Source organism: Bacillus sp. TE8-1 (assembly GCF_008368855.1).
GTDB classification, from domain to species: Bacteria; Bacillota; Bacilli; order Bacillales; family Bacillaceae_G; genus Bacillus_A; species Bacillus_A cereus.
On record NZ_QPET01000024.1, the window covers coordinates 106,226 to 132,115 of the forward strand.

Below are 25,890 nucleotides of genomic sequence, written 5' to 3' on the forward strand. Positions count from 1 at the left end.
TTGTAATTTTCTGAAAAACGAATCTTTATTAAGGGGTCTCTCAAGGGTTGGTAATGTACATATAATTAGGGAGGGTACAAAAATGAAGAGAAAAAAGATGAAAAAGTTAACGGCAGTTGTAGTACCAGTTTTAGCGATGAGTGTTGCATTGACAGCATGTTCTGGGTCAGGTGGGGAAAAGAAAACGACTACTACATCAAATAGGGGGGAAGAAAAAAAATCAGATATTAAATATGCAGCGAAACAAGTATTAAATCGTACGGAAAACCAAGAAATTCCGACGATGGATACTTCTAAATCTACTGATACATTAGGTGCGCAAATTTTAGGGAACACGATGGAAGGCCTATATCGCCTTGATAAAGATAATAAGCCAATTCCTGCTGCGGCAGAGTCTAGTACGAAAAGTGAAGATGGTAAAAAGTATACGTTTAAACTGCGAAAAGATGCAAAATGGTCAAATGGTGATCCTGTAACAGCGAAAGATTTCGTTTTTGGATGGCAGCGCTTACTTGATAAGAATACTGCGGCAGAATATGCATTTATTGCTTACTATATTAAAAATGCAGAAGCGATTAATAAAGGAGAAAAACCTGTAACTGAATTAGGAGCGAAGGCGGTAGATGATTACACGCTAGAAGTAGAATTAGAAAAACCGGTACCTTATTTCTTAAATTTATTAGCATTCCCATCATACTATCCATTAAATGAAAAATTCGTAAAAGAAAAAGGTGATAAGTACGGTTTAGAAGCAGATACAACTGTGTATAACGGTCCATTCGTTATGTCTTCATGGAAACATGAACAAGGTTGGCAGCTGAAGAAAAATGATAAGTACTGGGATAAAAAGACTGTGAAATTAGAAGAAATTAACTATAGTGTAGTAAAAGAGGTTGCAACGAAAGTAAATTTATATGATACAGGATCAATTGATTTTACATTACTATCAGGAGAGTTTGTAGATAAATATAAATCGAACAAAGAAGAATATGGTGAGTATGCGGAATCAAGTACATTCTTCTTACGTTTAAATCAAAAACGTAACGGACAAGATACGCCTTTAAAGAGCAAAAAACTACGTGAAGCAATTGCATTATCGGTTGATAAAAAAGGATTGGCAAATGTAATTTTAAATAATGGATCAAAAGCAACAGATCAATTGGTTCCAAAAGGACTTGCGACAGGGCCAGATGGTAAAGATTATCAAGATACATTTAAAAATGGTCTGAAATATAATCCGAAAAAAGGAGCAGCAGCTTGGGAAGCGGCGAAAAAAGAACTTGGAAAAGATCAAGTGACAATTGAATTACTAAGTTATGATGATGGAACTGCGAAAAAGATTGCTGACTATGTAAAAGATCAAATTGAGAAAAATTTAAAAGGTGTAACGATTAATACGAAAATTCAGCCATTCAAACAAAAATTAAAATTAGAAACTGCGCAAGATTATGAAATTTCTTATGCAGGTTGGAGTCCAGACTATGCGGATCCAATGACATTTATTGATATGTTTGAATCGAAGAGCCCGTACAACCAAATGAGTTATTCAAATCCAAAATACGATGAAATGGTAGGAAAAGCAGGTAATGAATTAATGAGTGATGCGAAAAAACGCTGGGAAACGTTAGGGAAAGCTGAAAAATTATTCCTTGAAGAAGATGCAGGGTTAGTTCCTTTATATCAAACAGGAAGATCGTACGTAATGAAACCGAATGTAAAAGGAATTGTGAAACATAACATCAGTCCAGAATATAGCTTTAAGTGGGCGTATGTAACTGAGGATGGCGGAAAAAAATAAAGTGAAAGCATTTCAAAAGTGGCTGAGCTGCTTTTGAGATGCTTTTTAGTATTTATAAGGGAATAAATCTCTTTAGCCTATTGAGAATCGGATAGGTAATTAGGAAGGTTCTATCTGAGGAAATTAGAGAGGTCAGTAAGTGGTAAGAAAGATGAATGATAGTAAGAGACCTCATGCTAATAAGAAAAATATAGAATGTAGTAATAGAGTGGAATAAGAGAAGGGATGTTTACATATAGTAGACGGGGGATAATTCATATAGTAGTTAAAACAACAAGATACTATAATAAAAAAATAAATATTTAGAAAATTTACAAAAATACTTTACAAAATTTAAAAAAACAGTAGAATATTAATTAATAAGAATTTTCTGATAACGAAAGTTAGTAGAGAATTTCTAAATGTTAATATCGTACATATAATTGGGGAGGGTACAAAAAAATGAAGAGAAAAAAGATGAAAAAATTGACAGCGGTCGTAGCACCAGTTTTAGTAATGAGTATGGCATTAACAGCTTGCTCTGGATCAGGAGATAAAGAGAAGGCAAGCACAACACCAAAAAGCGGTGAAAAAGAAGGCGGAAAGCTAGCGGCGAAGCAAGTGCTTAATTTAACAGAGTCTCAAGAGATTCCATCTATGGACTCTGCTAAAGCGACAGACCAAGTATCGTTTCTAGCTTTAAACAACGTAATGGAAGGTTTATATCGACTTGATAAAGATAATAAAGCAACACCAGGAGTTGCTGAATCATATAAAAAGAGTGATGATGGTAAAAAATACACATTTACATTAAATAAAAATGCAAAATGGTCAAATGGAGAGCCTGTAACAGCGAAGGATTTCGTGTTTGCTTGGAAACGTGCGGTAGATAAAAATACAGCAGCAGAATATGCATACATTATGTTTGATTTGAAAAATGCACAAGCGATTAATGAAGGAAAAGCTGAACTAGATACGTTAGGAGTAAAAGCTGTAGATGACTATACGTTAGAAGTAGAATTAGAAAATCCAGTTCCTTACTTTGTAGAATTAACTTCATTTGGAACATTTTATCCATTAAACGAGAAATTTGTAAAAGAAAAAGGAGAAAAGTACGGTTTAGAATCAGATACGACGTTATACAACGGACCGTTTACATTAACAGACTGGAAACATGAAGAAGGTTGGAAGTTAAAGAAAAATGCACAATATTGGGATAATAAAACAGTTAAGTTAGATGAAATCAACTTTGACGTAGTAAAAGATAGCGGTACACGTGTTAACTTATATGAAAGTGGACAAATCGATCGTTCAGGACTTACATCTGAATTTGTTGACAAATATAAATCAAACCCCGACTTCTTTACACAAAAAACACCGTCAACATATTTCTTACGCTTAAACCAAAAACGTGGTGGGCAAGATACAGTGTTAAAGAGCAAAGATCTACGTTTAGCGATTGCAAAAGCGTACGATAAAAAAGGCTTAACGAATGTAATTTTAAATGATGGTTCTACACCTGCAGATTATTTAGTGCCAAAAGAATTTGCTAAGAGCCCAGATGGAAAAGACTTCCGTAAAGAAAATGGAGATATTTTAAAAACAGATGTGAAAAAAGCAAAAGAGCATTGGGAAAAAGCGAAAAAAGAGCTTGGAAAAGATGCAATTACAGTAGAACTATTAAACTATGATGGTGATGGTGCGAAAAAAGTAGGAGAATTCTTAAAAGGAGAACTTGAGAAAAACCTACCAGGTTTAACGGTGAATTTGAAAAACCAGCCATTTAAACAAAAGTTAAAATTAGAATCAGATCTAGATTATGATTTATCTTACGCTGGTTGGGGGCCTGACTACTTAGATCCAATGACATTCATTGATATGTTTGTTACAAATGGCCCTCATAACCAAACAGGATATTCAAATCCTAAATATGATGAGATTGTACAAAAAGGTAAAGGTGAGCTATTAACGAAAACGAAAGAGCGTTGGGATAGCTTACTGAAAGCGGAGAAAATGTTATTGGAAGATGCAGCAATTGCACCATTATATCAACGTGGTGATGCTATCGTTCAAAGACCTAAAGTAAAAGGTATTGTTCACCATCCAGTTGGTGGAGACTACAGCTATAAATGGGCATATATTACAGAGGATAAGTAAGATGAGGGGCGTACAATACGCCCTTTTTTCTATGCACTTTTCTTCCTTGCTCGAATATATAAAATAAAAAAGGGAGAATCCCATGAAGCGAAACACATACATCGATTTCCTAGCTTATTACGGAATAGGAAGCGCTCATCCTGGTGGCTTTACGTTAACAAAACAATTGTTAGCACAACTGCCTTTTAAATATGGAGCGAATGTCCTTGAGATAGGTTGCGGTACGGGGAAAACAGCGGCATATATGACAAGGGAATTTGGTTATCAAGTAACAACGGTTGAAAAGAATGAAATTATGATTCAAAAGGCAAAAGATAGATGGTTGTTTGAAGGGTTAGATATACAATTAATTGAAGGAAATGTAGAGCAATTACCGTGTTTGAATAACTCATTTGAGTTCGTACTTGGAGAATCAATCATCGCTTTTACAGACAAAGAAAGGGTTATCTCGGAGTGTTATCGTGTATTACAGCAGGACGGTAAGCTTGTTGTCATTGAAATGATTATTGATAGGCACATTGATAAGGGTGAGGAAGAAAAAATCGCCCAATTATATGGTATGAAAGAATTATTAACTGAGAATGAGTGGGTACAATTATTTCAGAAAGCAAATTTTAAAAGAATTACAATTGCTGGCGGTGGCACGATTGCAGAAACGATCTCTGGCTATGTAGAAGAGCCAGAATGGAATGTATCCTCACATATTCCGAATGAGTTATATGAGGCGTGGGTACAGCATGAAAATGTACGGCTTATGTACCAACACATTTTAGGGCATCGTATTTTTATATGTGAAAAATAAAGAAAAAGAGTTGGCTAAAGGTAGCCAACTCTTTACTATGTTAAATGAAAAATAATGCAGCTAATGTAATTCCGAAGATGAAACCAAATCCGAGTTCAACACCCCAGCCACAACCGCCGCCTCCCCAGCCGTCGCAACCACAACTACTACAACCACGACCACCACATCCGCAGCTGCTGAATCCACCACCGCATCCGAATCCACAACTATCACACCTGCTAAGGCCTCCACAAAGGTCACAACCACCGTTTGCATAAGCGTCGTAGTATCCGAACCCTGAATCAAAAGATGAGCGCTGTTGCACCGGTTCAATCCATACAGAGTTTTGTGTCACATCGATTATTTTACCTAAATGTATACGGCCATCACGGTCTTCAATCCGAACAACTTTTCCGAAATAACGTTGGCATGTATGATAACATTTTTGTCTATGCATATTCTTTCCTCCTTCCGCATTACAGTAATACGATATGTAAGGGGGACAAGTGCGGCTTGTACGAATGCCCTATCTATCATAATTGTTATAGGAAAGGGGAAATATAAGAAGAGGATATATAAGGAGGAAAAGGCATGAAATCTACAGATCAGTTTCAGACATACGAAGTACCATGGGAAGATTTTATTGAAGCGTTACGAGAGGAAATGAAGAAGCAAGTAGGGACAGATATTATTGATACAGTAGTTTGCAATTTAGAAGATGGTTTTGAAGTGTATACATATGTGCAGGGGGATTTAGATTTTGAATATAAGGAAGCGCTTGAGAGAAAATACGGAAGTGATGCGAAGACACCTAATGTGTTAACGATAATGTTATTAGCTAGTATTTATAATACAGGTGAAGAGAATATACGCTTGCATGCGGATCATAAAGAGAATCCGATTGTTGAAGTGTATGTAAAGCAATGAAACACGCTGTGAAAGGCGTGTTTTTTAATTGTATGATAAAATGTTAGAAAATTAAGAAAGAAGGTGATGAGTTGGGAATTAAACATCTTAATTTAACAGTTGCAGATGTAGTAGCTGCAAGAGAGTTTTTAGAAAAGTATTTTGGCTTAACTTGTAGTGGAACAAGGGGGAATGCCTTTGCAGTTATGCGTGATAATGATGGATTTATACTAACGTTAATGAAAGGGAAAGAAGTTCAGTATCCAAAAACATTTCATGTAGGATTTCCACAAGAAAGTGAAGAACAAGTAGACAAGATAAATCGAAGATTGAAGGAAGATGGATTTTTGGTCGAGCCTCCTAAGCATGCCCATGCGTATACGTTTTATATTGAAGCACCTGGTGGATTTACAATAGAAGTGATGTGTTAAGTCAAAAATCAAACTTTTTGTTATGTGTTTTTAAAATAAAAAGTAGGAAAAGTCTGTTTTAAGCGTGGAGCTTAAACAGGCTTTTTTACTTATATAATTGGATAGAGAATGCTAGAAGGAATATTACCAAGTGTATGATCTGTTTACATAATAAGGTTATGGTGGGTTAGTTGTCCTAAAATACAAGTCATATATCTTGTTTCCTCTCATAAATTTAAACATAGGAATTTGTCTACAAAGGTGGCGAAGCCTCATCATGAAAATCCGAATTTGTGCCACGTTCATGTTGTTTCTATTTATATGTTTACCTTTATCAGCTTTTGCAAAAGGAGAGGAGGCAAAGGAAAGGGTCGTTTCACTTGTATATGACGATTCGGGCAGCATGAGAAATAACGATCGCTGGAAATATGCCAATTATGCTTTGCAAAGTTTAGTTGCGCTATTGGATGAAAAAGATAAATTTTCTTACGTTCCAATGAGTAAGCCGAATGATCCATTAAACATTTCGTTAACGAAGGATAAAAGGCAAACAGAAATTGAGGGAATTGAAGCGTGGAAAACGTATTTAAATACTCCATTTAGCGCGGTAGAAACGGCGATGCAATCTATAAAAAAGGAAGCAGATATAGATGGAAAACGTGAATTTTGGCTTATTGTATTAACTGACGGGGCATTTAATGATTTAGAGAAAGATAAGGTTGGCGGAAAAGAACAAATTTTGCAGAAATTAGCCCAGTTTAAGAAAGAAATGGATACAAAAAAGATATCGTTACATCCAGTCTTAATTACGATGGAAGAAGATTTAGGACAACAAGAAAAAGAACAACTAAATACGTTCAAGGAAATATGGAAGAAAGAGATAAATGGTGTTACGATGCCGTCAAGCGGAGAAGATGGCATTGTAAAAAGTGTAAATCAAGTGGCAGCATTAGTTGCAAATCGTGATCCATTCTCCTCTGTTGAATCGATTGTAAAAACGAAAGTAGTGGGGAAAAGAGTAGAGATTACAACACCATTTCCGTTAAAGCGTATGACGCTTGTACGACAATCGCCTTCTCTGCCCGATTATCAGGTCACACAAATTTCTAAACCATTACAATTACAATCTTCTTTTTCCATACATGCACCAGGAGAAGCAAAATTGTTCGGAAATATAGTTCATATAAGTACGGAAAATGAGGAAGTTATTAAACCAGGAACTTATACGATAGAAGTGGATCAGGACATTGAGAAAGAAGGACTACAAGTATTAGTTGAACCAGCGCTTAATTATACGGTTTCTACTTATGACAAAGATGATAGTAGTCAAAAAAATGTAGAGAACATGTACGAAGGTGTTACTGCTGTTATTGAAGCAAAGCCTACGGAGTTGCCAGTTCAGTCTTCTTACTTTCAGGCAGAAGTAGAAATAGATGGAAAACAATATGCAATGAAGTGGAACGATAAAAGGCATGTGTTTTATTACGAAACGAAGCTTGGTAAAGGGTTAGTACGCGGGAAAGTTCATATGAATATAAAGGGGTTTTATAGACAGACGAAAGAATTTAAAATTGAAACAGCTGAGAAACCGAAATTATCACTTCAAACTGTTACAAAAGATTATGAAGAAAAAGTGACAAATTTAGAGAATAGTAAACCATTTGTTTTACAACCACAGTTAGATGGTAAGTTAATGACAGAAGAAGCTGTAAAAAAACTATTAAAATCTACTGGTGTCACATCTAAACAATCAATCAATTATGAAATAAAGCAACATGGAAATCAAATCTATGTTTATCCTCGTCCCTATTACTCCGACACATTTAATTTTACAGATACCGGCACCGTAGAAGCTACCATCGTAATGCAGGATTCAAAGTTACAAGAAGTAAAGAAAAACATAACATTCCATATTCAAGATGCTCCGTTTTATGAAAAATATGCGCTTATTTTTAAGTTTGTCATTCCTATCACTTTATTACTGCTAGCAGTAGGAATCATTGTTTTAGGATGGATTGTTCGGCCAAGATTTCACCGGAAAGCACTACTGTATTATGAATGGGATCAAGAGGTAGCGAAAGATTGGCTATATCAATCTGAACCAGAATTACTTCGAAATAAATGGTGGAACCATTATTTTGGTATCCCATTTAGAGCAGAAAGAAAAACCGTGCAATCCGTTACGTTTATAGCGAAGAAAGGTTCGAAATCTGTCTTTGTAGCGAAAGAATCACAAGTAGTTGGAATGATTATTGATGGAATGTTTATAGCAGAGGATGAAGTAGGAATGGAACATAAGACACTATATCCAAATGAACTTTTACTAATTGATAGGGGATATGGTAAAGAGATTTACAAGTACGAATGTGAATAGTAGGTAGGGATAAGAAGGGGATGGAGTATTGATCCTCTTTCCCTTTTTTCAAACAAGCAAGAATAGGAAGGTGGTTCACATGACATTACAAGTTCCAACAATATTAATTGGTTTAGGTGGAATCGGTAGTACTGTGACGCATCAAATATATGAAAAACTGCCTGAAGAGCGCCGGAAAAAGGTAGCAATGCACGTATTTGATACAGATGTGAATACATTAAGTAAATTCGATCATATTCGAAAGTTTAAGACACAAACAAGTTCTAGTAAAACGCCTAGGGAGTATATTGCGGGAGATCCAACGATCCCAGAGTGGTTTCCGATGGATCCGACTATACTTGATAAACCATTAACAGAAGGAGCAGGACAGTTACGCGTCATTTCACGTTTAGCGTTACGTGCTGCGATGAAAGAAGATAAATTGACGTCTTTTTGGCAAGAAATCGAGAAGATTTTTCCGGTTACAAGTGATCAAACGGAATATGGTGTGCGTGTCATTATAGTAACATCACTAGCAGGCGGAACAGGTTCAGGGATGTTTCTGCAAATTGCTTTATATTTACGTGAAATGCTTCGGAAGAAATTGCAGCATCATAACATTTTAATACGCGGTGCGTTTTTAATGCCGGATGTTTTAGTAAAGACGAGAACGGTTAGCGCGAAAGAATTTGAAACGGTGCAAGCAAATGGCTATGCATCGTTAAAAGAATTACATGCTATTACGCTCGGGTCTACTGGAGAATTATCAAAACGCGGCGGTGTAACAATTGAATTAGAGTATCGCCCTGATCAAGTAGATGAAGACGGAAGAACGAATCATACAATTAAACAACATCATTTACCGTACAATTATTGTTTCTTATACGATTACGAAAACCTACATGGACACCATTTACACAATTTATCAGACTATATGGAACAGATGGCAAATACAATTTATTTACAGTTATTTAGCCCGATGTCCACAAGTCATTTTGCACAGGAAGACAATCAAATTCAGCAATTAGCAGAATCAAGCGGAAAAGGACGATATTGCGGGGCAGGAACGGCAAAACTCATTTATCCATATGAACATGTGTTAAAATATTGTGCTTTAAAATGGGCTGTGCAAGGTTTAGATGAATCGTGGCTTCATTTAGATCAACTGTTTCAAGAGAAGAAGCAAAGATACGATCAAGATGTAAAACGTGGGATGCAACGTGAAAAGCCGGAGAGAGGTAAAAGTTATTTAGAGGACTTGGAGCATCTTGCTACCCGTCCAGAGCAAGCTCATATTTTCTATAGACAAATGTACAATGAAACACGTGAAGGAGCAGAGGGTGGTAAGCTCGGAGTTGCGAAATCAAAACTTTTTTTAGAAGCTGTAGAAAGTTATGTACAACGAACGGTGCAAAAAGATGAGGAATTAAATCGTCTGCAACATGAGTGTAAAATTTCAGCTACGAAATTGAAAATGATGGAACAAATGAAGGGTGAAGTGGCAAGAGTGGATCATGCGGTTCGTTTATATGCGTATGCGATTCCGAGCCGGGTACATGAACATGTAACGACACTTTTATATGACATGATTGAATCAGACCGCTTTTCACCAAGTGGCTCTGAAGGGCAGTCCTATCAATTAAATACATGGTTTTTAAAGAAAACAGATCCCGTTCACCCAGTAGCAGCACGTTTTATGTTATATGAAATTCGAAAGCAGTTAGTAGAAAAAATGAATCGACTACATGAAAATAATGAACAAAAGCGTAATGTAATTCAAAATTACGATAAAAAATTTAATGTGGGTAATATTGATGGAACGGTAACGGCTGTACGCCGAGTAGAAATTGCTCAACAACAAGGCTGGTTCGGAAAAATGATTAATAATCAGCAACGTTTATTCAAAAGAGAATTTGAAGACATCGTAACGCAATATGTACACAAATTAAATGAATATCGAAAAGAAATGCTATTAGAACTTGTATATCAATCGCTATATCAAGCAGTTAATAAAATGATTCAATATTGGGAAAGATTTTTTGATAATTTACATGAAACACGTGAAAATTTACTGTTTGAAATCCAAAAGCGCAGTAAGGAATTTGAAGGGAAAACAAACCCGACGAATGTATATGTATTAGCTGAGGAACAGCTGCAAGAAAAGATATGGCAAGATATGCAGCAACATTTAAATTTAGGTGTACTACCGAAAGATATATCAGCGGAAATTTATATGAGTTTGTACGGGGAATACTGTCGTGATGCGAAAACAGAAGAGATTCAGTCGAAAAAGGTAGAGGATTTCTACCGAGAACATATACTGAGCTATTGTTATGACGAACTGCAAGTACGCTATCGTGATAAATTAGAACTGAATATTATTGAAGCGTTGCGAAAAGAAGCAGATTATAAGAAACGTGATCGCGATGAATACGTTCGTGAAAAAATTGAAGACCTGTTCCATTTAGCGAGTCCATTCGTTCCGAAAGTTGCTCATCATAGGGAATTACAATATTGGGGTATACATCCTTCTTTAAAGAAAGAGTTGCAAGAGGAATTAATTCAAGAAATGTTTAAAGAAAAAGATACAGTACATGAAGCCTTTTCGCCATTTGAAGTGATCTGTTATCGAGCGCATTACGGCTTATCGCTGCAAGACTTTCCTAAATTATCATCAGGACATATTTCAAATGGATTTATGAATGATAAAGGTGACTATTTCCAATCGTATTATCGCCGTGTAAACAAATTAAATAGTAAAAAATCTAGTTTAACGCCGCATTTAGATAAGTATTGGCATTTACCAGCCTTTATGCCAGATTTAAACGCGACTCAAACAAAATTAGATTATGATAAATGTAATCGTGCATTACTATACGCATATATGTATCGCTGGATTAGTTTAGTTGCTGTTGATGGACAGTTTGTGTATCAATATAACGGTGTAGGACGTAGCTTTTTAATTCAGTCGATGGGGAAAAATATTTCAAGCGAAAGTTATAAATTACACAGAGCGTTGCTTCATAATCCGTTTATTTATGAAAACATCTTGTCACGATTTGAAGAAGAGCAAGAAAAGGCGATGATACAAGGTGGACATTTATATACACATCCGTTCGTATTAGGAGCCCAAGATGTAAGATGGCTTAGAAAAGAACATGTCCACAATCTTTTAGATATGATTTTAATGTATGACCGTGAAGCGAAGTATGATCCGACGTTAGAAGAAACATCAGATGAATTATTAAGACTATTCCTTGATGAAATCGAGTTGTATTTCCAGAACTATTACGGTACAGGTGCCGATATGGTGGCAAAGAAAGAGAAAGAAATGTTTATTAAACAATTGTGGGATCGCTCGCATGCAAAAGGATATGTAGATCCAAATAGCGCTCCGTATAAAAAATGGCAAAATTTATTAGGTGTTCAAGATGAAGAAGAAACGTCAAAAACGAATGTATAATGAATGAAAAGGGAATCCTTAAAAGTGGCAATACAACTTTAGAAAAGAGGGATTCTGATGCCGTTTTTAGGAAGTGTATATCAAATATTTGGGTTATATCCGGAACTTTATTATGGGATGATTTCAGCGGAGCTGCAAGAGGAAGCTCAGAAGGAGCATCTTGAAAATAGTAGTGCAGAAGCTGAAGCGGAAGAATAAAAAAAGTGCAGATGAAAATCTGCACTTTTTTGTTAGTATTAAAATGGTAAAATAACCTCAAATGAATTATTATTTTTAAATAATAACTCATTTGAGGTTATTATGATTTTCATTGCATTGTATGCAATGAAAATTGTATGAAAATCAATGTAATAAAATGTGTATGAATATTAAGGTGGAAAACAACAATGTTTTTGAGAAAATAATTATGTATAAAAATAACATTTGATACATAATCAACCGATTATTTTTGATTGATTTATTATTGACAATATAATTAATTGTATGATAAATTCAATCAGCATTCTTAATGGTTTTTTTGTACCATTAATATTTTGAAAATTCAATATTCTATAAGGGAATTGATTTTTCTGTTTTTTTGAGGTGGGTTACTAAGTCTATAGGGGAAGTGAACTATGTATATTTTTATTTTTAAAATAGAACAGTAATAAAGAATGTAACAAGTAAGAGATAAACTTGAAAAAGAGGTTTCAAAGAATGAGTCTTTTCATAAAGAAAGCAATGGATGAAGAAAAGAAAAAAGTATTGAATCAAACTTTAGGAGCGATTGATTTAACTCTTTTAGGTATTGGAGCAATTATTGGTACAGGTATTTTCGTATTAACTGGTATTGTAGCAGCGAAACATGCTGGTCCGGCGATTGTATTATCTTTTGTATTAGCGGCAATTATATGTGCATGTGTAGCTTTCTGTTATGCTGAATTTGCATCTACAGTTCCAGTTTCGGGAAGTGTATATTCATATACATATATGACACTAGGTGAGATATTTGCATTTATAGTTGGCTGGTGTGTTATGCTGGAGTATTTATTAGCGACTTCTGCGGTTGCAGCAGGCTGGTCAGCATATTTTCAGTCATTGCTACTAGGTTTTAATATTCACATTCCTACGGTTTTTGCTTCGGCACCAGGAATGGGGAAGGGTGGAATCATTGATTTACCAGCAGTTCTTATTATTTTAGTTGTTACATTTTTATTAAGCCGTGGTGCAAAAGAAAGTGCACGAATAAATAATATAATGGTTATTATTAAACTGGCTGTTATTGTAGGATTTATTGTTGTAGGGACACAATATGTAAGACCAGAGAATTGGCAACCATTTCTACCGTTTGGTTTTCACGGTGTGGTAGGAGGCGCTGCTACTGTATTTTTTGCTTTTTTAGGATTTGATGCAGTTGCAACAGCCGCAGAAGAAGTGAAGCGTCCACAACGTAACGTGCCAATTGGGCTACTTGTTTCCTTGTTCATTTGTACGGTTCTATATGTAGGTGTTTCATTCGTGTTAACTGGAATGGTTCCGTTTACGGAATTAAATGTTGCTGATCCGGTTGCATATGCGTTGCGCATTGTAGGAGAAGATAGAATTGCTGGGGTGTTATCGGTGGGAGCGATAGCAGGGCTAACAACAGTTCTGTTAGTAGCTATGTTTGCATTTGTTCGTGTATCTTATTCGATGAGTCGAGATGGATTGTTACCAAAAAGACTTTCAAGTGTCCATAAACGTTTACAAACTCCATTTTTTAATACATGGGTTACAGGTATACTAGCAGCTTTATTAGCGGGATTAGTGGATTTGAATTTATTAGCTAATTTAGTGAATATGGGAACGATAACAGCATTTGTGTTTGTATCTATAGCTGTCATTGTATTAAGAAAGACACATCCTAATATGAAGAGGCCATTCCGTGCTCCTCTAGTACCTTTTTTACCTATCGTTTCGATAGTAAGTTGTATATATTTAGCTTTGAACCTTTCTAAGCTTACTTTAATTAGTTTTGTGGCATGGATTATAGTAGGGGTTTTCATATATTTTGTATATGCTAAAAAACATAGTAATGTTAGAAATAGAAATAAAGTATAGTCCATTGAAATAATACTTGTAATGGAAATGAAAACACGCTACTTATTCATATAAGAACAAGTAGCGTGTTTTTTCTATTTAATAATCCCATTTTCTAAAATTTTAATAGTTGGTGCCACTTTCACATTAGCTTTTGAAAAGGCACTCGGCCAATCATCTTCGACTTGTTTCCATTCTTTATATTGAAACGCTCTCGCATAATCACCAAATCCGAATGGATCAAGTTGCTGTTTTTGAATGTTGTGGATTAAATCGTTCAAATCTTTGTTTAGTTGTTTTGTAATAAGAGAAGTTAATTTCTTTCTATCTTTGTCTATATCCATATTGAATGTAAGTTCAGAGACAGCAATTTTTAAATCCATTTTAACATGAAATTTGAAGTGGTTATCGCTATAGTCTGTATGGATATCACGATTCATGCTAAGAACATTTATTGTTACGAAATCGCCGCCATCGGTATCTTTTAAATCACTATTACTTTCAACTGAAGTAGAAGGGATTTTCAATGTAAGCGAAACCGGTGTATTCGCTTTCTTTTGTAACAAAAGAAGAAGGGCGCTTTCATAACGATTTAATGACATTTTATAAATTCCGCGAGAAGTTAATAGCGCGGAACCAGTAACGATAACATCCTTTTTACCTTTTTTTATTTCTGAAATAGCAGGTGTTATACCTTTATTAAACGTTTGCCTGTGAAATTCATGGAATGTCGTAAAAACGGTCCGATTGTACAGTTTGTTCGTGTTAATTAAATCTGTTAAATACTCGGGAAGGGCAGGCTTATCTTTAAAGTTATTATATATAACTGAAGAAATTGGACCGTCTACTGCAACCATGCGCATGTTTCCAGTGTTTTTAGGATCACGATACCAAACATCAAGGTAAGGCATAGCCCCTTCTTGTTTTAAAAAATTTGTGCTAAATAAAATGAGCTGTAACTTTTCTGTAGATACTAAACCGCCACTTGAACTATTAAACGTTGCTTTTGCTTCTCGAGGTGTACGTACTTTCGCTTCATGTGTTTCGTACTTTTTTCTACGTCTTCATTAAAAATAGGATTTACGTGGTACACAATTAATTTTCCTTTTGCTTTTGCGTCAAAGCCGTAAATTAATGAAATCGATTGTTTTTCTAAGTCGAGTCGATCTCCACAGCCTGTTAAAAAGGTTATGAGAAAGTAAAGTATAGTGAAATGAATAAAGCGCCTCATTTAAACTCTTCTCCTTTTCCAATGCTGATAAAGTGTCATGTATAAGAGAAATACGACTGGGAATAGAAAAACGATAAAATAACTTGCAGTTCCCCAAAATTCTCGCAACGAACTTATTTGGTAAGAGGAAGGGATATAAAAGAATAAGATGAAAATACACCCGAATAATAAAACATAAATAGGTAATGAACTGCTTTTTTTGTTAAGTAATTGATTAATTCCATCTGAAGCAGTGAAAATATAAGGAATACAGGAATCAAAAATAATAAAGAGATAAAATGACAAAAAGATAATTTCAAATCGCTCAAGAAATGAGAAGTGAAATGGTGTAACAAGAGAAAGAGTCGGCCATAAAAACTTTGTTATACCATCTGGACTAAAATAAACAAAAGAGACAAACGTGACTTGAAGATAAATAAATAGCGTAATCAAATTCGCAAGAACAATTCCTTTTTTTGCAGATGATTTATTACTGAGATAAGGATAAAGGACAAATGCAAACTCAAATCCGAGAAACGCAATGATAGTTGATTTTACTGTGTTTAAAACTGGTATCCAGCCTTCTTTAAGAAGAGGAAGAAGATAAATCCAATGCCCATCTTTAAGCGGAATAAACAATAGAAAAGGCATCCATAGTGTGAAAAATACAGTGAAAACAGCATAGCGACTTATAATAAGAACGCCTTTACATGCTAGCATTAACATTGGAATAGATAGTAAAATCATAATTAAAAACATTGGAGTTCTAGGTAAAATCCAAATGTGAATAACGTATAAGAGGGAAAAAATTAAGGAAATAGCTGCAAGGACAGCATATAAAATCCAAAAAATCATTCCTACTCTTCCTAGCCACTCCCCAAGATAACGAGTCAGCACATCGAGTAAAGTATATCCAGGATGATTTTCCATAATTTTCACAATACATAAACTGACTAAAGTAGTGAGAGCACATCCAATAATAATAGACATCCAGCCATCTGTATTTGCCCCTTGTGCAACTTCACGCGGAAGTGTAAGGACACCGAATCCTACTTGAACACCACTAATCGTTAAAATGTATTGAAATAAACTAATCTCCCTCTTTGCACGTTTTGTCACTTATTATCCTCCTTTTCCTCAACATCTCTTTGCCGGTTATCTTGTTTTAATTGTAGAGATAGTGGTCGTTTCTTCATAATTTTCCATGGGAAACGTACAAGGGTATCTTTTAAATCCGAAGCAAATAACGGAGAAAAAGGACTACCATAAGGAACACCGAGAGATTCCATAGAAAGTATATGAATAATAATGATTGCCATCCCAACCATAATTCCAATGACGCCAAATAAAGAGGCGGCTATCATCATTGGGAATCGAAGAAGTCGAATTCCTGCTGACATTTCTAAGTTAGGAATAATGAAGGAGGCAACCGCAGTAATTGATACGACGATAACCATAACGTTACTAACAATCCCAGCTTGAACGGCAGCTTGTCCAATTACAATTCCTCCTACGACGCCGATTGTTTGTCCAACAGGCCCAGGAAGCCGAATCGCTGCTTCTCGGAGCATTTCGAGAACTAATTCCATTAATAAAGCTTCTAATATGGGGGGAAAAGGAATTTTGGCTCGAGATTCTCCAATCGTTAACAACAATTTGAGCGGAATCACTTCATAATGGAAGGAAATCATAGCAATATAAAGAGCAGGAGCAAATATTGCAATAAATAGCCCAGTGAAACGAAGAAGTCGTATAAAAGATGGAATCATGGGTCTGAAGCTGTAATCATCTATCGTCTGAAAAAAGGATGAAAAGGTCATAGGTCCTATTAATACGCCTGGTGAGCGATCTACAACAACGGCAATTCGCCCATCTAGAATATGATGTGCTGTTGTGTCAGGGCGTTCAGTTATTGATAATTGCGGAAAGAGAGTAAAGGAATTATCTTCAACAAACCCCTCTAATTCACCAGTAGTAAGAATCGCATCAACTTTTACTGACTCGATACGAGATGCCATTTCTTTTACGACATTTTCGTTCGCAACATCTGCTAGATAAAGCAAAAAAACCTTTGAAGTAGCTCGTTCACCAACAGTGAATTCCTTCACTTTTAATTCGCGATTTGGAATATATCGACGAATAAGTGCAAGGCTGTCGCTCGCTACTTCATTAAATCCTTCGTGTGAGCTTTTTATGGAGCTCTCTGTTGTAGGTTCTTCAATGCTCCTTTTTGGTGCCGCTTGCGTATCAAGCTCTAAAGTGGATAGTTGTCCGTTTATAAATAAAATACTTTTGCCGTGTAAAAGAGATTGTTCAATGTCTGTCCACTGTTGAACTTTTTTAATATTTCCGATAGAAACAGATGCTTCCCAAAAATCGTCTTCATTCCACTCTTTAAATAAGAGAGGACGAAGAATGTTTACGTTAATAACAGTTTTGTCTACAAGTCCTTCCATATATATAAGTGCAGCTTCCTGTCCGTTTTTTAATGGAAAAGTGCGTGTTATTAATTCTGGAATACCGCTAAACATTTTGGACAAGTGCTTTAAATTAAGGGAAAGGGAAGAAGAGATAGATTTATTTAATGCGTAATCAGCTTGCTCTTGGGTAGAAAAAGATTTTTCACCACGAATCCATTTATTAAAAGACCCCATTTGTTCGCTTACTCCTTGTTATGTTTTATCTCGATTGGTGAGGGCTGATAATCAGTGGGGGATGAAGAAAACCCCCCACTGATTAAAGTTTCACTTTATATGGGTTATTATGGATAGTTACAAGCTGACATATGCGTAGTTTAAATTTTATATTGTATATTTTTAACTTTAACGCTATAATTATAGTGTTAAAGATGGAATCGTGATATGACCTGTTATGACTCTATCGTTTTATTTATGAATAAATGGATTGGTATTTTAGCAAGATGTGCTAATAAACTACTCCACCATGATAATAACGTGCCGAAATGCGGTGCGTATATTTTCGTGGTGGAGTTTTTTTATTCTCAAAAAGGGGGAAAGACCATGAATAACAACATGGTTCATATTACAATTGAAGGAAAAAAGTATACAGCGGAGCCCGGTTCAACGATATTGGGTGTTATTAATGAGAACGGGATTGAACATCCGCAAATTTGTTACGTGCCAGAAGTAGATCCTATTCAAACATGTGACACTTGTATTGTAGAAGTTGACGGAAAGTTAATGCGATCTTGTTCGACAGTAGTGATGGAAGGTATGAACATTGAACGTGCTTCTGTTCGCGCAAAAGAAGCACAAACAGAGGCGATGGATCGGTTACTAGAAAATCATTTATTATACTGTACAGTATGTGACAACAACAATGGGAACTGTAAACTGCATAATACAGCAGAATTAATGGAAATTGAACATCAAAAATATCCGTATGAACCGAAAGTAGATGTAAGTGAAGTTGATATGACACATCCGTTTTATCGCTATGATCCTAATCAATGTATTGCATGCGGTCAATGCGTTGAGGTGTGTCAAAACTTACAAGTAAATGAAACGTTATCGATAGACTGGGAAGCGGAACGCCCACGAGTTATTTGGGATGAAGGAGTAAATATTAATGATTCTTCATGCGTTAGCTGTGGTCAATGTGTAACGATTTGTCCTTGTAACGCTTTAATGGAGAAAACGATGCTCGGTGAAGCTGGATTTATGACGGGATTAAAACCAGATATTCTTGAACCGATGGTAGATTTAATTAAAGAAGTTGAGCCTGGATATAGCGGTATTTTTGCGGTATCAGAAGTGGAAGCGGCCATGCGTGATACTCGTACGAAGAAAACGAAAACAGTATGTACATTTTGTGGTGTAGGTTGTTCGTTTGAAGTGTGGACGAAGGGGCGTAAAATTCTTAAAGTACAGCCATCTTCAGATGCACCAGTTAACGCAATTTCCACTTGTGTAAAAGGGAAATTTGGTTGGGATTTCGTAAATTCTAAAGAACGAATAACAAAACCTTTAATTCGTAAAAATGGAACGTTTGTTGAATCTACATGGGAAGAAGCACTGAATGTAGTTGCAAATAAATTAGGCGCTATTAAAGAAGAGTACGGTAAAGGTTCTATCGGATTCATTTCCTCCTCTAAAATTACAAATGAAGACAATTATGTAATTCAAAAATTAGCTCGACAAGTATTTGGAACGAATAATATTGATAACTGCTCACGTTATTGCCAATCACCAGCAACGGATGGTTTGTTCCGTACAATTGGTATGGGCGGTGATGCCGGAACGATTAAAGATATTGCGCAATCTGGTCTTGTTATTATTGTAGGATGTAATCCGACAGAAGGTCATCCTGTTCTAGCTACACGTATTAAACGTGCACATAAATTACACGGACAAAAGTTAATTGTAGCTGATCTTCGTAAAACCGAAATGGCAGAGCGATCAGATGTCTTTATTAGTCCAAAACAAGGAACAGATCAAGTTTGGTTAATGGCTGTTACGAAATATATGATCGATCAAGGTTGGCATGATCAGGAATTCATTAATGAGAATGTAAACTTCTTTGAAGATTTCAAAGAAAGCCTAGAGGAATATACACTTGAATATGCAGAAGAAGTAACAGGCATTTCAAAAGAAACACTTATTCAAATGGCTGAAATGATTCGTGATGCAGATGGTACATGTATCCTTTGGGGTATGGGGGTAACGCAAAATACAGGTGGTTCTGATACTTCCGCTGCAATTTCAAACTTACTTCTTGCAACAGGGAACTATCGTCGTCCAGGAGCAGGTGCATACCCACTTCGAGGCCACAATAACGTACAAGGTGCTTGTGATATGGGGACTTTACCAGGATGGCTTCCAGGATATCAGCACGTTACTAACGAAATGGAACGTGCGAAATTTGAAACTGCTTACGGAGTGAAAATTGATAGTGAACCAGGTCTTAATAATATCGAAATGCTTCACGCAATTGACGAAGGAAAAATGAAAGCAATGTATCTTGTAGGAGAAGATATGGCTCTTGTAGATTCTAATGCAAATCATGTACATGAAGTGTTATCGAGCCTTGATTTCTTCGTTGTGCAAGATGTTTTCCTTTCTAAAACTGCTCAATATGCAGATGTTGTATTACCAGCAGCGCCATCTCTTGAGAAAGAAGGTACTTTCACAAATACAGAGCGCCGTGTCCAAAGATTATATCAAGTTCTTCCTACGCTAGGAGATGCGAAACCAGACTGGTGGATCGTCCAGGAAGTTGCGAATAAACTAGGTGCAAACTGGAATTATAGCCACCCAAGTGAAATCTTTGCTGAGATGGCAAGTTTATCACCATTGTTCTCGCAAGCGAACTATGAAGTGCTTGAAGGATGGAACAGTTTCCATTGGGGAAGTTTTGATGGAACGAATACACCACTTCTGTTCCAAGACGGATTTAACTTCCCAGATAAAAAAGCTCGTTTTGCGATTGCTGACTGGGTACGTCCAGCTGAATTTCCAGCTGAGTTTGACCTTCACATTAACAACGGTCGTATGCTTGAGCATTTCCATGAAGGGAATATGACAAATAAATCAACAGGTATTCAAACGAAAGTACCTGGTGTTTTCGTTGAAATCTCTCCAGACCTTGCAAAAGAACGTGGCGTAAAAACAGGTTCGTTAGTTCGTCTTGTCTCTCCTTTTGGAGCATTAAAATTACGTGCACTCGTTACAGATCGTGTAAAAGCGAATGAGTTATATTTACCGATGAACTCTACAGATAACGAAACGGCAATTAATTTCTTAACAGGTCCTGCTGTGGATGTACGTACGAATACACCTGCGTATAAACAAACAAAAGTACGTATGGAAGTATTAGAAGTTGATGGCGAAAATCCGATGCCAAAAGCGAACCCACGCAATAAAAAACGTCACCCTCAAGCTGGAATTGAGGTACATCGTAAGTGGGCACGTCCAGGGTATGTGCATTTAACGGATAAGTAGGAGGAGAAAACTATGGCTGCACCTATAAAAATGATTCAAAAACAAGAATTAACTGAGGAAGAAATAAAACAGCAAAAGTTAGATGATTTAAAAGAGCTTCTAACTAATAATGAAGAAGCTCTAAATCAGGTGTTTAATATAGTAGGGGAATTAAATGACATTGGAATGCTAGAAGCTGCAAATTCAATGCTAAAAGCGAAAGAACCAATTGCGAAAATTGTTCTAGGTCAAGTAACTCGTGAGCCTGTTACAAATTTAATTAATAATATGATGGGCGCTGCAGGTGCGTTAACTGAACTTGACCCAGAACTTACGAAAAAGCTTATAGGTAGTTTATTAGTCGGGCTAGAAGAAGGTAATGAACATCTAGAAAGTAGTAAAAAAGTAGGGGTATTCGATCTTATGAAAGTATTGAAAGACCCAGATATTAACCGTGCTATCGGGTTTGGGCTTCATTTCTTAAAAGGTATGGGGAAAGGGTTAAAGGACGAATAAACTTCATGAAGTGAACCTTTCCGCCCAAATATTTGTAGGAAATAGTTTGGGCGGAAGGCTCATTTTGGTAAAATATATAATAGAGTAAAATGAGGCTTTTGGGAGGTATAATTGTATGTCAAAAAAAGTACATGAATTTAATGATATGATACGAAAACTTCGAAAGGAACTTTTCGGAAAAGGACCAGAACGAATTCATACTGTTTTTGCGGAAAATATGGCTATAGCGACTCTTTATGGAAACTTAACACCTACTGAAAAATTTATTTCAAGTACGATGGACGGTGCGGAAATGGTTCATATGGCTAGAACGAAAATGATTCAAGAAGTGTATGCTGCGAATTCCCGTGAACATTTGGAGGAACTTGTTGGAGCGAAATTAGTGAATTTGTTTTCAGATATGAAAGTAGAAGAAGATATTGCAGTTTCTGTATTTGTTTTTGATAAAAATATAACGTGAGAGAAGGATACTGATCGTGAAACCGATACAGGTAGAAAGAGAAATCTTTCGTTATGAACAAGGAGCATTTAAACATATAGAGGACAGCATTGTAACAGAGTTTCCTGTCACCATTAAAATGAACGGACAGGAGTTTGTTACAATGGTTAGTACTCCAGAATATATAGAAGATATGGTAATAGGCTTCTTAGCGTCTGAAGGAATCATTCGGAAGTATGAAGATATTGATAGTGTATGGGTGCAGGAGAAAGAAGGATTTGTGCATGTAACAACGACAAAAGTAAATCCGTATTATGAACAAATGCAAAATAAACGCTATATTACGTCTTGTTGTGGTATGAGTAGGCAAGGGTTTGTTTTTGCAAATGATGCACTAAGTGCAAAAAAAATGAAGGGTGTCCATGTACAGGTTGCTGCCGATGATTGTTTTCGGTTAATGAAAGAAATGCAGCAATCTGCGGATACGTTTCATCGTACTGGTGGGGTTCATAATGCAACTTTATGTGATGTGAATGGTATTATTTTAAGCCGAATGGATATTGGTAGGCATAATGCACTAGACAAAATTTACGGTTATTGTTTAAGAAACGATATTTCTATAAAAGATAAAATCATTGTTTTTAGTGGTCGTATTTCTTCGGAAATATTATTGAAAGTTGCAAAAATCGGTTGTGAAATTATACTATCAAAATCAGCTCCAACTGAGTTAGCTTTGCAACTAGCGGAAGATTTAGGTATTACGACAATAGGATTTATTCGTAATCACTCCTTAAATGTATATACCCATCCAGAACGTGTTTTAAATATAAAATAAAAGTGAGGCAATGAAGATGAAATCAGTTACATTAGACAAGTTGCAACGTCCGTTAAAGGATTTACGTATTTCAGTTACTGATCGCTGTAATTTTCGCTGCCGATATTGTATGCCAGAAGAAATATTTGGTCCTGATTACTCGTTTTTGTCTAATGATAAAATTTTATCTTTTGATGAAATTGAAAGGATAACACGTATTTTCGTTTCTTTAGGTGTGAGAAAATTACGGATTACAGGCGGAGAACCGTTACTTCGAAGAGGGCTTCCAAAGCTTATTGAGCGCCTTAATAAAATTGATGGTGTAGAAGATATCGGTTTAACAACCAATGGATCGTTACTTAAAAAGTTTGCTCCTGATTTATATAAGGCGGGACTATCACGTGTAACAGTTAGCTTAGATTCCTTAGAAGAAGAGCGGTTTTTCTATTTAAATGGTAATAGGAGCAAAGTGCAAAGGGTTCTGGAAGGAATACAGGCTGCAGCTGAAGTTGGAATGAAAATTAAAATAAACATGGTCGTTCAAAAGGGAAAAAACGAACAGGACATTTTGCAGATGGCGCAATATTTTAAGGAAAATAAGCATATTCTTCGTTTTATTGAGTATATGGATGTTGGAAATTATAATGGTTGGGATTTAAAAGAGGTCGTCTCTAAACAAGAAATAGTAGATACGATTCATCAAGTTATGCCGTTAGAACGGATAGAAGCAAATTATTCTGGTGAAGTGGCTACTAGGTATCATTATATAGGAAGCGATGAGGAAATAGGTATTATTTCATCAGTAACAGATTCTTTTTGCTCATCATGTACGAGAGCTCGTATTTCTGCAGAAGGAAAATTATATACTTGCTTATTTGCTTCTAAAGGAAGTGATTTAAGAGAATTGCTTCGTTCTGAACATACAGATGAGGACATTACAGATGTAGTACGCGATATATGGAATAATAGGGAAGATCGTTATTCAGATGAACGCTTAAATCATACAAATAAGAAAACAATACCTAAAATTGAAATGTCACATATCGGTGGTTAATATATAAAGCTAGCGTCATAGTGAAAAATGGAAAATTTACAAGAGTTGTGGATTTTCTATTTTATAGTAAAAGTGATGATTGATATCTCTGTAAAAGATGTGCAGAGAAATTAAGCAGCATTCAAAAACCTTTATTTTGAGAAGGTTTTTTGAAGCTGCTTTTTTATTTAGAGAAAATGGAGGAATGGGTAATGGCATTTCATAAGCCGGAACAAATTGCTGAGCTTGTCATTGAGGCCGGTGTTCAAAAAGTAAGACAGACATTGCCAGCGATGCTTATTCTCGGTTTTTTAGGAGGAGCGTTTATTGCGATAGGTTTTTTACTTAACATTCGAGTTTTAGGGAATTTACCTGAGCGCTGGGGAAGTCTAGTGAATGTTTTAGGAGGAGCAGTATTTCCTGTTGGACTCATGCTCGTAGTATTAGCAGGAGGAGAATTAATTACGGGAAATATGATGTCACTGTCTATGGCGCTTTATGCAAAGAAAATTACATTGATAAGTGTACTGAATAACTGGGTTTGGATTACTCTCATGAACTTTATTGGGGCAATTTTCGTTGCGTATTGCTTTGGACATCTTGGCGGATTAACAGAGGGAGAGTATTTAAATAAAACGGTAGCGATAGCGGAAGGGAAGTTACATGAATCATTTGGGAGAACTTTGATTTTAGCAATTGGTTGTAATTGGCTCGTTTGTCTTGCTCTTTGGCTCGCTTACGGGACGAGTGATTTTGTCGGGAAAATCATCGGAATTTGGATTCCAATTATGGCATTTGTAGTGATTGGATTTCAGCAAGTAGTAGCAAATATGTTTGTCATTTCCGCTGTTATTTTTGCTGGTCATCTAACGTGGATGGATCTGGCTAAAAATTTTGTTCCTGTTTTTATCGGAAATGTAATTGGAGGAGCTGGGTTTGTTGGTTTTGCTTACTTTGCTTGTTATCAGAAACAACATTCTAATATGAAATAGAGTTCTTGAGAGGAAGGGTATGTAATGGCTGATCGGTATTCACGACAACAGTTGTTCAAACCAATTGGGAGTAAAGGACAAGAAAAAATTCGAAATAAACATGTGTTAATTGTAGGGGCAGGCGCATTAGGAAGTGCAAGTGCCGAAAGTTTCGTACGTGCAGGTGTTGGCAAGTTGACGATTATTGATCGTGACTACGTTGAATGGAGTAATTTACAAAGGCAACAATTGTACTCTGAACAAGATGCGAGAGAGAAAATGCCGAAAGCAATTGCTGCAAAAAATCGGCTAGAACAAATTAATTCGGAAGTACAAATACATGCTTTCGTAATGGATGCAACTCCAGAAAATATGGAAGGTCTATTAAAAAATGTAGATGTAATCATTGATGCAACAGATAATTTTGATATTCGATTTGTAATAAATGATTTATCACAAAAACATAATATTCCGTGGGTATATGGTTCTTGCGTTGGATCATATGGTATGAGTTATATAATTATTCCGCAAGAGACACCGTGTTTACATTGTATGCTGAAAAATATCCCTGTTACAGGTGTGACGTGTGATACCGCTGGGATTATTAGCCCGACTGTTCAAATCGTCGCAGCATATCAAGTGGCAGAAGCGCTCAAAATTTTAGTGGAAGATTTCTCAGCAATTAGAAAAACATTTTTCATGTTTGATATATGGAGTAATCAAAATCATTTTATAAAATTAGGGAAAATAAAAACAGACGCTTGTCTCTCATGCGGTTTGAATCGAACTTATCCTTATTTATCATACGAAAATCAAACGAAAGCAGCTGTTTTGTGCGGAAGAAATACAGTTCAAATTAGAACAGTAGACAATAGGAAATACAATTTTGATGATATAGAAAAAGTATTAAAAAAACTGGGAAAAGTAGATCGGAATCCGTATTTACTATCTTGCCAATTCGATGATTACCGCATCGTTTTTTTTCGGGATGGTCGTGTTTTTATTCATGGTACAAATGATATTTCGAAAGCGAAACAACTATATTATCGCGTATTCGGTTAAT

General features: G+C 35.9%; 19 protein-coding genes and 1 pseudogene. 16 read left to right on the forward strand and 4 right to left on the reverse strand.

What is annotated here, in order from left to right:
- Positions 1-82: 82 nt before the first annotated feature.
- The 3 genes from DN404_RS22600 (at position 83) to DN404_RS22610 (ending at position 4,736) form a co-directional block, all read left to right on the forward strand.
- Entirely contained in the window at positions 83-1,798 is a 1,716-nt protein-coding gene (locus DN404_RS22600; RefSeq protein ID WP_149215491.1) for a peptide ABC transporter substrate-binding protein, read from the forward strand.
- Positions 1,799-2,239: 441 nt separating this feature from the next.
- Positions 2,240-3,934, forward strand: coding sequence for a peptide ABC transporter substrate-binding protein (locus DN404_RS22605; protein WP_000823445.1), 1,695 nt, complete (start codon positions 2,240-2,242; stop codon positions 3,932-3,934).
- Between the two features lie 82 nt (positions 3,935-4,016).
- Positions 4,017-4,736, forward strand: coding sequence for a class I SAM-dependent methyltransferase (locus tag DN404_RS22610; protein WP_000828256.1), 720 nt, complete (start codon positions 4,017-4,019; stop codon positions 4,734-4,736).
- A gap of 40 nt (positions 4,737-4,776) precedes the next feature.
- Here the strand turns inward: DN404_RS22610 and DN404_RS22615 are convergent, their stop codons facing one another.
- Positions 4,777-5,172, reverse strand: coding sequence for a hypothetical protein (locus DN404_RS22615; RefSeq protein WP_149215492.1), 396 nt, complete (start codon positions 5,170-5,172; stop codon positions 4,777-4,779).
- 134 nt (positions 5,173-5,306) lie between these two features.
- On the opposite strand from DN404_RS22615, the gene DN404_RS22620 reads away from it, so the two are divergent.
- The 6 genes from DN404_RS22620 (at position 5,307) to DN404_RS22645 (ending at position 13,926) form a co-directional block, all read left to right on the forward strand.
- Positions 5,307-5,642, forward strand: a complete 336-nt coding sequence (locus DN404_RS22620) for a hypothetical protein (RefSeq protein WP_000842887.1) — start codon at positions 5,307-5,309, stop codon at positions 5,640-5,642.
- A gap of 71 nt (positions 5,643-5,713) precedes the next feature.
- Positions 5,714-6,052, forward strand: coding sequence for a VOC family protein (locus DN404_RS22625; protein ID WP_000511518.1), 339 nt, complete (start codon positions 5,714-5,716; stop codon positions 6,050-6,052).
- A 256-nt stretch (positions 6,053-6,308) separates the two neighbouring features.
- Positions 6,309-8,405: a vWA domain-containing protein gene (locus DN404_RS22630; protein WP_149215493.1), complete on the forward strand. Its 2,097-nt coding sequence runs from the start codon at positions 6,309-6,311 to the stop codon at positions 8,403-8,405.
- Positions 8,406-8,484: 79 nt separating this feature from the next.
- On the forward strand, positions 8,485-11,847 hold the full coding sequence (locus tag DN404_RS22635) for a tubulin-like doman-containing protein (RefSeq protein WP_000175124.1): 3,363 nt from the start codon (positions 8,485-8,487) through the stop codon (positions 11,845-11,847).
- A gap of 57 nt (positions 11,848-11,904) precedes the next feature.
- A complete protein-coding gene (locus DN404_RS22640; RefSeq protein ID WP_001116192.1) occupies positions 11,905-12,045 on the forward strand; it encodes a hypothetical protein in 141 nt (46 codons plus the stop codon).
- Between the two features lie 498 nt (positions 12,046-12,543).
- Positions 12,544-13,926: an APC family permease gene (locus tag DN404_RS22645; protein ID WP_149215494.1), complete on the forward strand. Its 1,383-nt coding sequence runs from the start codon at positions 12,544-12,546 to the stop codon at positions 13,924-13,926.
- Between the two features lie 74 nt (positions 13,927-14,000).
- Here the strand turns inward: DN404_RS22645 and gerSC are convergent.
- The 3 genes and pseudogenes from gerSC to DN404_RS22660 form a co-directional block, all read right to left on the reverse strand.
- Positions 14,001-15,136: pseudogene (gene gerSC, locus DN404_RS22650) on the reverse strand (spore germination protein GerSC).
- Entirely contained in the window at positions 15,137-16,234 is a 1,098-nt protein-coding gene (locus DN404_RS22655) for an endospore germination permease (RefSeq protein ID WP_000166518.1), read from the reverse strand.
- Entirely contained in the window at positions 16,231-17,769 is a 1,539-nt protein-coding gene (locus DN404_RS22660) for a spore germination protein (protein ID WP_000534516.1), read from the reverse strand. The genes DN404_RS22655 and DN404_RS22660 overlap by 4 nt, the downstream gene beginning before the upstream one ends.
- 366 nt (positions 17,770-18,135) lie before the next feature.
- Between DN404_RS22660 and fdhF the strand changes: the two genes are divergently transcribed.
- The 7 genes from fdhF (at position 18,136) to DN404_RS22695 (ending at position 25,889) form a co-directional block, all read left to right on the forward strand.
- Positions 18,136-21,075, forward strand: coding sequence for a formate dehydrogenase subunit alpha (gene fdhF / locus DN404_RS22665; protein WP_086412200.1), 2,940 nt, complete (start codon positions 18,136-18,138; stop codon positions 21,073-21,075).
- A 12-nt stretch (positions 21,076-21,087) separates the two neighbouring features.
- Entirely contained in the window at positions 21,088-21,570 is a 483-nt protein-coding gene (locus DN404_RS22670; RefSeq protein WP_088361769.1) for a helical membrane plugin domain-containing protein, read from the forward strand.
- A 115-nt stretch (positions 21,571-21,685) separates the two neighbouring features.
- Positions 21,686-22,030, forward strand: coding sequence for a Na-translocating system protein MpsC family protein (locus DN404_RS22675; RefSeq protein WP_000039582.1), 345 nt, complete (start codon positions 21,686-21,688; stop codon positions 22,028-22,030).
- Between the two features lie 16 nt (positions 22,031-22,046).
- Entirely contained in the window at positions 22,047-22,844 is a 798-nt protein-coding gene (fdhD, locus tag DN404_RS22680) for a formate dehydrogenase accessory sulfurtransferase FdhD (protein WP_046392944.1), read from the forward strand.
- Between the two features lie 16 nt (positions 22,845-22,860).
- Entirely contained in the window at positions 22,861-23,877 is a 1,017-nt protein-coding gene (gene moaA / locus DN404_RS22685; protein WP_046392943.1) for a GTP 3',8-cyclase MoaA, read from the forward strand.
- Positions 23,878-24,068: 191 nt separating this feature from the next.
- A complete protein-coding gene (locus DN404_RS22690) occupies positions 24,069-24,848 on the forward strand; it encodes a formate channel (protein WP_000863998.1) in 780 nt (259 codons plus the stop codon).
- Between the two features lie 24 nt (positions 24,849-24,872).
- Complete coding sequence (locus DN404_RS22695) at positions 24,873-25,889, forward strand: molybdopterin-synthase adenylyltransferase MoeB (RefSeq protein ID WP_086412201.1); 1,017 nt, start codon at positions 24,873-24,875, stop codon at positions 25,887-25,889.
- Position 25,890 lies beyond the last annotated feature (1 nt).